Consider the following 7,378-nt stretch of genomic DNA (forward strand, 5'->3'; position numbering starts at 1 on the left):
AGAGCCAGAGCCAGAGCCAAAAGCTGACACTACAGATTTAACTTGGGCTAATGCTAAATTATCCAAGGCCGTTTCCGACACGGCTGAAGCTACAGATACCGTTGCTGAATATACTGCAATGTCTGCTGCTGTGGCTGAGTGTTATAAGCAGCGTAAACAGAGCGAATACGTTGCATATGGCGCCAGTCTCGCAGAGCAATACGTTAGTCTGTTTACTCGCTATCTCGCTGAAGCCAAAACTGACGTGAAAGGTATAGGGCTGATGCATATGTCGACACTGTTAAACGACAATGGCGAATTCGATGCTGCTATCGCCATTTGTAATACGGCAATAAAACAGGGTGTGAGTGATGGGACGGTTACCGGCTTTGAGGGACGTATTACTCGTATTGAAAAGGCAAAAGCCAAAGCAAATAAGTAATGTAATCTAGTAAAGTTCATCAATTATCACCGAAGCGGTGTAGAATGGACTTAAGTTGCTTACTAAAAGGCGAACATCTGTTCGCCTTTTTTATTGATAGGATCTTTGGCATGAAATTACGCCTAGTATGCTTAATTACTTTTATAACGCTCGGCTTAACGGCTTGTACCGATTCTCCCGAGTGGACATTACTTTACTACCCTGATGCAGCCACAAAACCGAGTGCCGAACAATCAGGAGATTTCATTAGCGGCTACTATGCGTCAATTGAGCAGTGTCATGCTAAGGGCAAAGGTTTATTGCGCTTGAGTGATGACAGTAATCCTGATTACCTTTGTGGCCACCTATGTGTTGCAGAGGGCAAGAGCTTAATCTGTCAAAACTTAGTTTCGTCTAAGTAGTAAGTGAGCTCTATCGCTAGCAGTAACCATGTAGGACAAGAGTGTAATAGATGAAATTAAATGCTATTAAATTAGATCAACCAACCTTAAGTTTATCGGTGCAGGCCGATATCGATTTTGAACAGTTTGATCAATTTGCAGAGCCATTTGCAAAAGCGATTGATTGCCGAGTGGTTGAAAAGCAGTGGGGTGCAGACAGGCATCAATGGTTATTAGAGTTTGAAGGCTCGCACATACAGTTACACTATGAATTTTATGGTGATATCTGTTGGCTATCTACCGACCGAGAAGATGAGTTCGATGTATTAGTGTATTTAGCTGAATTGATGAAACCGTATTTAGCACTGTAACTCTGCCCTGTTAGCGTAGCCAATAAACTGCGGCAAGAGCAACCGCCAAAGATCTACAGTCCCTAATCGTTAGAGCATAGAAAATGAACCGAGAACAACCTAGTAAAATAATCATCACAGCAGTAGATGAAGAATCGGCATTTCACTACCAAGCATTAACGCCCGATCTAATATTGACTGCCATCGAAACCTTGGGAATTTATCCTGAAACAGGTTTACTCGCACTTAATAGTTACGAAAACCGCGTCTATCAATTTCGCTGTGATAGAGGACAACGCTATGTCGTTAAGTTTTATCGACCTGAGCGCTGGAGTGGTCAACAGATCCAAGAGGAACATGATTTCTCTGCTGCATTGACTGAACAAGAAGTGCCTATTGCGACACCGGTGATCATTGATGGGCGCTCATTACATGAGTATCAAGGATTTCGGTTTGCGCTGTTTCCATCAATCGGCGGCCGTGCTTTTGAGGTCGATAATTTAGATCAGTTAGAATCTGTAGGGCGGTTTATCGGCCGTATTCATCAGTTCTCTAAGCAAGCTGATTTTATCTACCGTGATACGTTATCACCACAATTATTGGGTGATGAGTCATTAAAATGGCTAAAAGAATCGGGTCATATTCCTGCAGGTTTGGCATTACCCTATTTTACGGTTGTAGAGCAGATCCTCGAAAAAGCCAGTGCAATGTGGCAGCCTAAAGATTACACCAATATCCGACTGCATGGTGATCTGCACCCGAGCAATATATTGTGGACACCAGATGGTCCGGGTTTTGTTGATTTAGACGATGCCAAAATGGGACCTGCAGTGCAGGACCTATGGATGATGCTTGCGGGGGATCGGCCGCAGCAGATTTTACAGTTGGAAGTGCTGCTAGAAGCTTATGAGGAGTTCTGTGAGTTCGATACTCGTGAGTTACAACTGATTGAACCTCTGCGGGCTATGCGCATGCTGCATTACAACGCATGGCTGAGCCGACGCTGGGCGGACCCTGCATTTCCAATGAATTTCCCATGGTTTGCAGAAGATAAATATTGGGAACAACAAATACTCGCTTTCAAAGAGCAGTTGGCTGCCTTGGATGAGCCGCCATTGAGCTTAATACCTCTGTATTAGTTTGAAATTGGATAGTTGAGAGCATCTAAAAATTTTGTGATGACTCTCATTTTGTAACAGAAAAATGAACTTATGTGCTTGAGGTCGACTCAAAAGGGCATTATGTTATGTTGAAAATGATTAAAGGTGCGTGAAGCATCACCAAGGAATTTACATGAAAAAAGCATTACTGGTCGCGTTAGCATTTATCGTTGCCCCAATGGCAGCCATGGCTGCAGATTATAAAGAAGGTGTGCATTACACGGTAGTAAATCAAGGTCCAGCAACGGCTAAGCCTGAGATTACTGAGTTTTTCTCTTTCTATTGCCCTCATTGCTACAACTTCGCTAAATCAGAAGTGCCAAAAATTAAAGCTGGTTTACCTGAAGGCGTGACTTTTAAGCAAAACCACGTTGATTTCATTAATGGCAACATGGGTGTAGAGATGTCTCGTGCTTTTGCTGTTGCGCATCAACTAAAAATTGATGAGAAAATGGAAACTGCAATCTTCTCTGCAATCCACGACAAGAAGCAACATTTTACTAACCGTGATGATGTCAAAGCGATATTTGTGGCCAATGGCGTAGACGGTAAAGCATTTGATGCAGCAGCGAACTCTTTCATGGTTAATGCACAAATGTCACAAATGAAGCGTGCAACCCAAAATGCTAAGATCTCAGGCGTTCCAGCGCTAGTGGTCAATGGTAAGTACCGTGTAGAAACGGGTGCTATCAAGTCTTACGACGAACTACTCGATATTGCTTACTACCTTACAACAATGAAGTAAGCACAATAGCATCTCAATGAAGGAGCCTAACGGCTCCTTTTTTATGCCTGCTGTTTAAGGGAGTCAAATAGTAATGGCTATTGCATTAAGTATTTGAGCAGCTCACGTAGTGCGGCTGCGGTAAAAAATTGGCAAAACGCTGTATGCTTCGTTATGGAATTTAGATATACGACTAAATGGTCTATTTTGTTCCATACAAAATAAGACATTCCAGCCCTCCTTGGCGGTCAGATTTAGGAGGTATGAGACCAAGGATGGTCGAAGGTAGAACAATGCAGGAGTCATTATCGAGAGCGAAGCAGGATGCCTGAGCCGAGAATAATGATTAGCTCAAATCCCACGACTTTCCTACAGCGTTTTGAATTCCCGCTGAATGGTCAAACTGTTAATGCAATTGGTATTAGTTAAAATCTAGCCATAAAAAAACCGCGCTTCCTGGTCGCAAGAAGCACGGCTACGGAGCTATATAGCTCAACGTTACCCTGAGTAACTATTAAACGTTAACAGGGGGTCAAAAAATTGGCAAGTGGCAATTTATTATTGTTTCTATTTAGGTGACTGATTGGCAAAAGTAATTTAAAACCTGTATAAAATTGATTCAAATATTTACAATTTTATTTTCGATCTCATGAAACTCTCATGGTAAAACACCTGTCCAACTAAAACATATAACAGCAATCAAAAGTTGTGGGGAGGTCTTGTGAGAGTTTTTCCTGTCTATGCACCTAAGCTAATTGTAAAACATGCGCGCATTTTTTTAACTGGGGTGATCTGGGTAAAAGACCTAGGTCGAATTGAATTTGATAAAGGGAGATTTTTATTGCCAAGGAAGAGCTTACCTAAAGTTAAGCAAGCTATATTGGAGCTCAATGAATTAATAGAGTCGCAAAATAGCGAAATGGAAACCGCATAGCCTGGGTGGCTGCACTGTTAGTCGGTTAAAGTTTCATATGATTATTTGCAAGGCCTAACGATTGAGGCTGAGCAACACAACTCTACTTAGTTAATCACAGTAATCATTTTCGCAGGTGTCGCTATGTAAATTAGCGACACGACTGCAAAAATAACGATTACGTCAACTTAACGAAGAGGTTAGCTAACCTCTTCGTTAAGTAAGCCAACTAAACCTGTTACTTTTTCATTCCAAGAATTCAATTCTTGCTGTAAGTGTTGGTTTTGTTCTGTCAAACTCGTACTCGTCTGTTTCTCTTCTTCAAGCTCCATTTTTAGTAGCTCGATGGTTTCAAGTGCAGCTTGGATTTTTGTTTCCAATTTCGACAATAGTTCAAGGCTCATGGGGAGTCCCTTTGGTAGCATGATGATAGCCCGATTCTAGCAGTGACGGGGTCTTAGTGAATAGTTAATTATGCTAAATGGACCAAAATCTTATGATAAAAGTCGTGAGATTGGCTTTTTTTTGTACTTGTTACTAAGTCGTTAGTATTCTTCTCATTATTTCTATAGGAATTGCAGCCATGCTGGCCAATATCTTAATGCTTACCCCATTGTTATTAACTTTAGTGGTAGCTTTGGTTTTAAGGCGTACCTTAGTTGCATTAGGCGTCGGTATTGTTTCTGGTGCGCTTATTCTTAGTGAATTTAATCCACTCAATACGGGTGTGTATTTAGTAGATAAAGCCTGGATGCAGTTTTATGCTGATGGGCAGTGGCAAGCTTGGCATTTAAACGTATTGGCGGCGATGGTTTTACTGGGCATGATGACTCAGTTATTAGCGAGAGGTGGCGCGGTAAAATCATTTGCTGACTGGCTATATCATCGAATTCAAAGTGGTCGTCAGGCGCGGGTTGGAGTCGTACTGCTAGGTTGGGTGGTGTTTATTGACGGCATCTTTAGTTGCCTAGCGGTTGGCCATGTTTGTCAGCCTTTGAGCCAGCGCTACAGCATGAGTAAAGAGCAGATTGCTTATCTTGTTGATTCAAATGCATCACCTTTATGTGCACTGTTGCCTTTCTCTAGTTGGGGTCCGTATGTGATGGCTATTTTGGCTGGTATAGCCCTATTACCAATGTCACCACTTGAATCTTTTATCGAAATAGCAAAACTTAATTTTTACGCCATTACCGTTATAGTGTTGTCGTTACTCATTGCATGGTTTGGCATCGGCTTTGGTTATGCCGCGGAAAAAGAGCAACCAGTAGATGAAGTGGACGCTGGTAGCCCATGGCTATTAGGTATACCGATGGCGAGCTTACTGTTGGCGTCAGTGGGCTTTACTCTATGGTCAGGTGCGACTCATTCACAATCAATGGATATCACCCAGTGGATCACCTCAGCCGATATTGGCGCAGCAATGCGCGATGCCTGTATTCTAGCGACAGGTATAGCTTTGTTGATGCTTAAGTTTTCGGGACGAACATTAGCATTATTGGCTGTAGATATGCTCGCAGGGGTTAAAGTTATTAGCTTTGCAATCGCCATCTTATTGTTTACTTGGATGATAGGCGCTGTTATCGGCGACTTAGGTGTAGCCAAGCTACTGGCAAGTTGGGCTGAGCAGTTTATTTCGAGCAATGTCGTGGTTGCTGGTACTTTTTTACTCTGTGCAATCATGGCATTTACCACAGGCTCAAGCTGGGGCACTTTTGCGATTATGATCCCTATCGGTGCTGAAATTGCCGTGGCTGTGGATCAGATTTTGATGTTACCGGTATTGAGTGCGGTCATGGCGGGCTCAGTATTTGGCGACCATTGTTCACCAATATCCGATACTAGCGTCATAAGTGCGACTAGTTCAGGTTGTGAGCCGCACGCTCACGTTGTTACTCAACTTCCGTTTGCAATGAATGCAGCTTTAAGTGCCTTTGTCGGTTTTCAGTTAATTAACCTAGGTATAGCAACTTTGTGGAGTTGGTTAGCAGTACTACTTTGTGCGTTATTGATGTTGGGGCTTTATCATAAAACTAGCCCGAAACCGATGCCGGTTGCAGCTAACTAGCAATCTTAACACGCTGAAAACTAGCACCACTGTCGGTTGGCGTTACGGCAACTATCTGATCTAACCGAATGCTCTCTTGTGTACCGTTATTATCAACAATTAGCCATTCAGTTTTGTCGCTGTGAGTTTCAAGCGTAATGGCTGTAGCGGTTAGATTAGCGCGCTGCTTTAGCTCTAAAAGCAAACCGTAACCTCGCATACAAGCAAGTTCTAAATAGTCATGGCAATGACAATTTACAATCTGATAGTGCTCCATGAAACCGCCTTATACTAATCGGTATTAGCTGATGAATGATTTATTGGCTTAGAAGGGTCTATTTTAAAAAGCCCATTCGGTATTAGTTTATGTTAGCCAAATTTATACGCTTTACTATGCTCTGTTTGTTGCTGCTTTCAGTCAACGCTGGTGCGCAAAGCATCACTGACTTTAACAAACAAAGCACAGTCAACAAGCCCTACTTTATTGAGCTTTATACCTCTCAAGGTTGTAGCAGCTGTCCACCGGCCGAAACTTGGCTATCTGCCTTTAGTAAACAGACCGAGCTTTGGGACAAATACTTTCCGTTAGCGTTTCATGTGACTTATTGGAACTATATAGGCTGGAAAGACCCCTATGGCAAACGTGCTTTTAGCCAGCGACAATGTGATCATCTTAATGCCAAACATACAGGCCAAGTTTACACCCCACAGTTTGTGATTAATGGCCAAGAGTGGCGGGGATGGTTTGATCGCAAGCTCGGTGATGTTCTTAGTAAGCCGCAAGTTGAGGTTGGCGCTTTGTCGGTTAACATAAAAGGTAATCAGCTTAAGGCTCATTTTAACAACCAAACCGGCAATGATGTGCCGCTAACTCTACACCTAGCGTTAGTCGCTGCAGGGCTGCAAACTAAAGTCACTCGAGGGGAGAATCGCAATCAGCTGTTAGAGCATGACTTTACCGTGCTTGAGCATCAAGAATTTGAGCCTGAAAAGCAGCATCCACAATCTTTTGTTGGTGAAGTTGTTATTGAAAGTAAGCATATCAACAGCGCAGAAAAGCTCGCCTGGGTGGCATGGGTAGAGCAGAGGCATCAACCAATACAAGCTGTTGGAGATTGGTTGCAACTATCGTTGATTAGTATTGATATTGGGTTCTAGACTCGTCTTAACGTAATTTAGCCGTAGATAAACAAAAGCCCAGCAGTGCTGAGCTTAATTGCAACCAGGAAGTGATTATTCCACGTTCTGGTTCTGAATGTTGATCAATATATTATTTTTCTTTTTAAACAATAGTTTATATTTATGGGTTTAATTGTAATTGGATTTTAGTTACCGCTTTAGTACCATTTCATCGTGAGTTAGTTACCCTAACGGTTGTAGCGTGTA

Annotated in this window: 9 protein-coding genes and 1 pseudogene; 8 read left to right on the forward strand and 2 right to left on the reverse strand. The window is 42.5% G+C overall.

The window, feature by feature from the left end:
- From AB4238_RS00455 to AB4238_RS00480, 6 genes and pseudogenes are all read left to right on the forward strand, one after another.
- A pseudogene (locus tag AB4238_RS00455) lies at positions 1 to 421 on the forward strand (hypothetical protein); the annotation flags it as partial.
- Between the two features lie 110 nt (positions 422 to 531).
- A complete protein-coding gene (locus AB4238_RS00460) occupies positions 532 to 822 on the forward strand; it encodes a hypothetical protein (RefSeq protein ID WP_372030596.1) in 291 nt (96 codons plus the stop codon).
- Positions 823 to 872: 50 nt separating this feature from the next.
- Positions 873 to 1,172: a DUF3630 family protein gene (locus tag AB4238_RS00465; RefSeq protein ID WP_372030597.1), complete on the forward strand. Its 300-nt coding sequence runs from the start codon at positions 873 to 875 to the stop codon at positions 1,170 to 1,172.
- Positions 1,173 to 1,255: 83 nt separating this feature from the next.
- The gene (locus AB4238_RS00470) at positions 1,256 to 2,290 is read left to right on the forward strand and encodes a serine/threonine protein kinase (RefSeq protein WP_372030598.1); all 1,035 of its coding nucleotides are present in this window, start codon (positions 1,256 to 1,258) and stop codon (positions 2,288 to 2,290) included.
- A gap of 154 nt (positions 2,291 to 2,444) precedes the next feature.
- Positions 2,445 to 3,056: a thiol:disulfide interchange protein DsbA/DsbL gene (locus AB4238_RS00475; RefSeq protein WP_020912288.1), complete on the forward strand. Its 612-nt coding sequence runs from the start codon at positions 2,445 to 2,447 to the stop codon at positions 3,054 to 3,056.
- A gap of 700 nt (positions 3,057 to 3,756) precedes the next feature.
- Entirely contained in the window at positions 3,757 to 3,969 is a 213-nt protein-coding gene (locus AB4238_RS00480) for a DUF1107 domain-containing protein (RefSeq protein WP_371993405.1), read from the forward strand.
- Positions 3,970 to 4,148: 179 nt separating this feature from the next.
- Here AB4238_RS00480 and AB4238_RS00485 read toward each other — a convergent pair whose 3' ends face one another.
- On the reverse strand, positions 4,149 to 4,352 hold the full coding sequence (locus tag AB4238_RS00485; RefSeq protein ID WP_220738239.1) for a cell division protein ZapB: 204 nt from the start codon (positions 4,350 to 4,352) through the stop codon (positions 4,149 to 4,151).
- A gap of 179 nt (positions 4,353 to 4,531) precedes the next feature.
- Between AB4238_RS00485 and AB4238_RS00490 the strand changes: the two genes are divergently transcribed.
- The gene (locus tag AB4238_RS00490; protein ID WP_372030599.1) at positions 4,532 to 6,013 is read left to right on the forward strand and encodes a Na+/H+ antiporter NhaC family protein; all 1,482 of its coding nucleotides are present in this window, start codon (positions 4,532 to 4,534) and stop codon (positions 6,011 to 6,013) included.
- Here AB4238_RS00490 and AB4238_RS00495 read toward each other — a convergent pair.
- The gene (locus AB4238_RS00495; protein WP_372030600.1) at positions 6,006 to 6,269 is read right to left on the reverse strand and encodes a Rho-binding antiterminator; all 264 of its coding nucleotides are present in this window, start codon (positions 6,267 to 6,269) and stop codon (positions 6,006 to 6,008) included. The two genes, AB4238_RS00490 and AB4238_RS00495, sit on opposite strands and share 8 nt — an antisense overlap.
- Positions 6,270 to 6,358: 89 nt before the next feature.
- Between AB4238_RS00495 and AB4238_RS00500 the strand changes: the two genes are divergently transcribed.
- A complete protein-coding gene (locus AB4238_RS00500; RefSeq protein WP_372030601.1) occupies positions 6,359 to 7,150 on the forward strand; it encodes a DUF1223 domain-containing protein in 792 nt (263 codons plus the stop codon).
- Positions 7,151 to 7,378 lie beyond the last annotated feature (228 nt).

Origin of the sequence: Shewanella sp. 10N.286.45.A1 (assembly GCF_041470405.1) — a bacterium.
GTDB lineage: Bacteria > Pseudomonadota > Gammaproteobacteria > Enterobacterales > Shewanellaceae > Shewanella.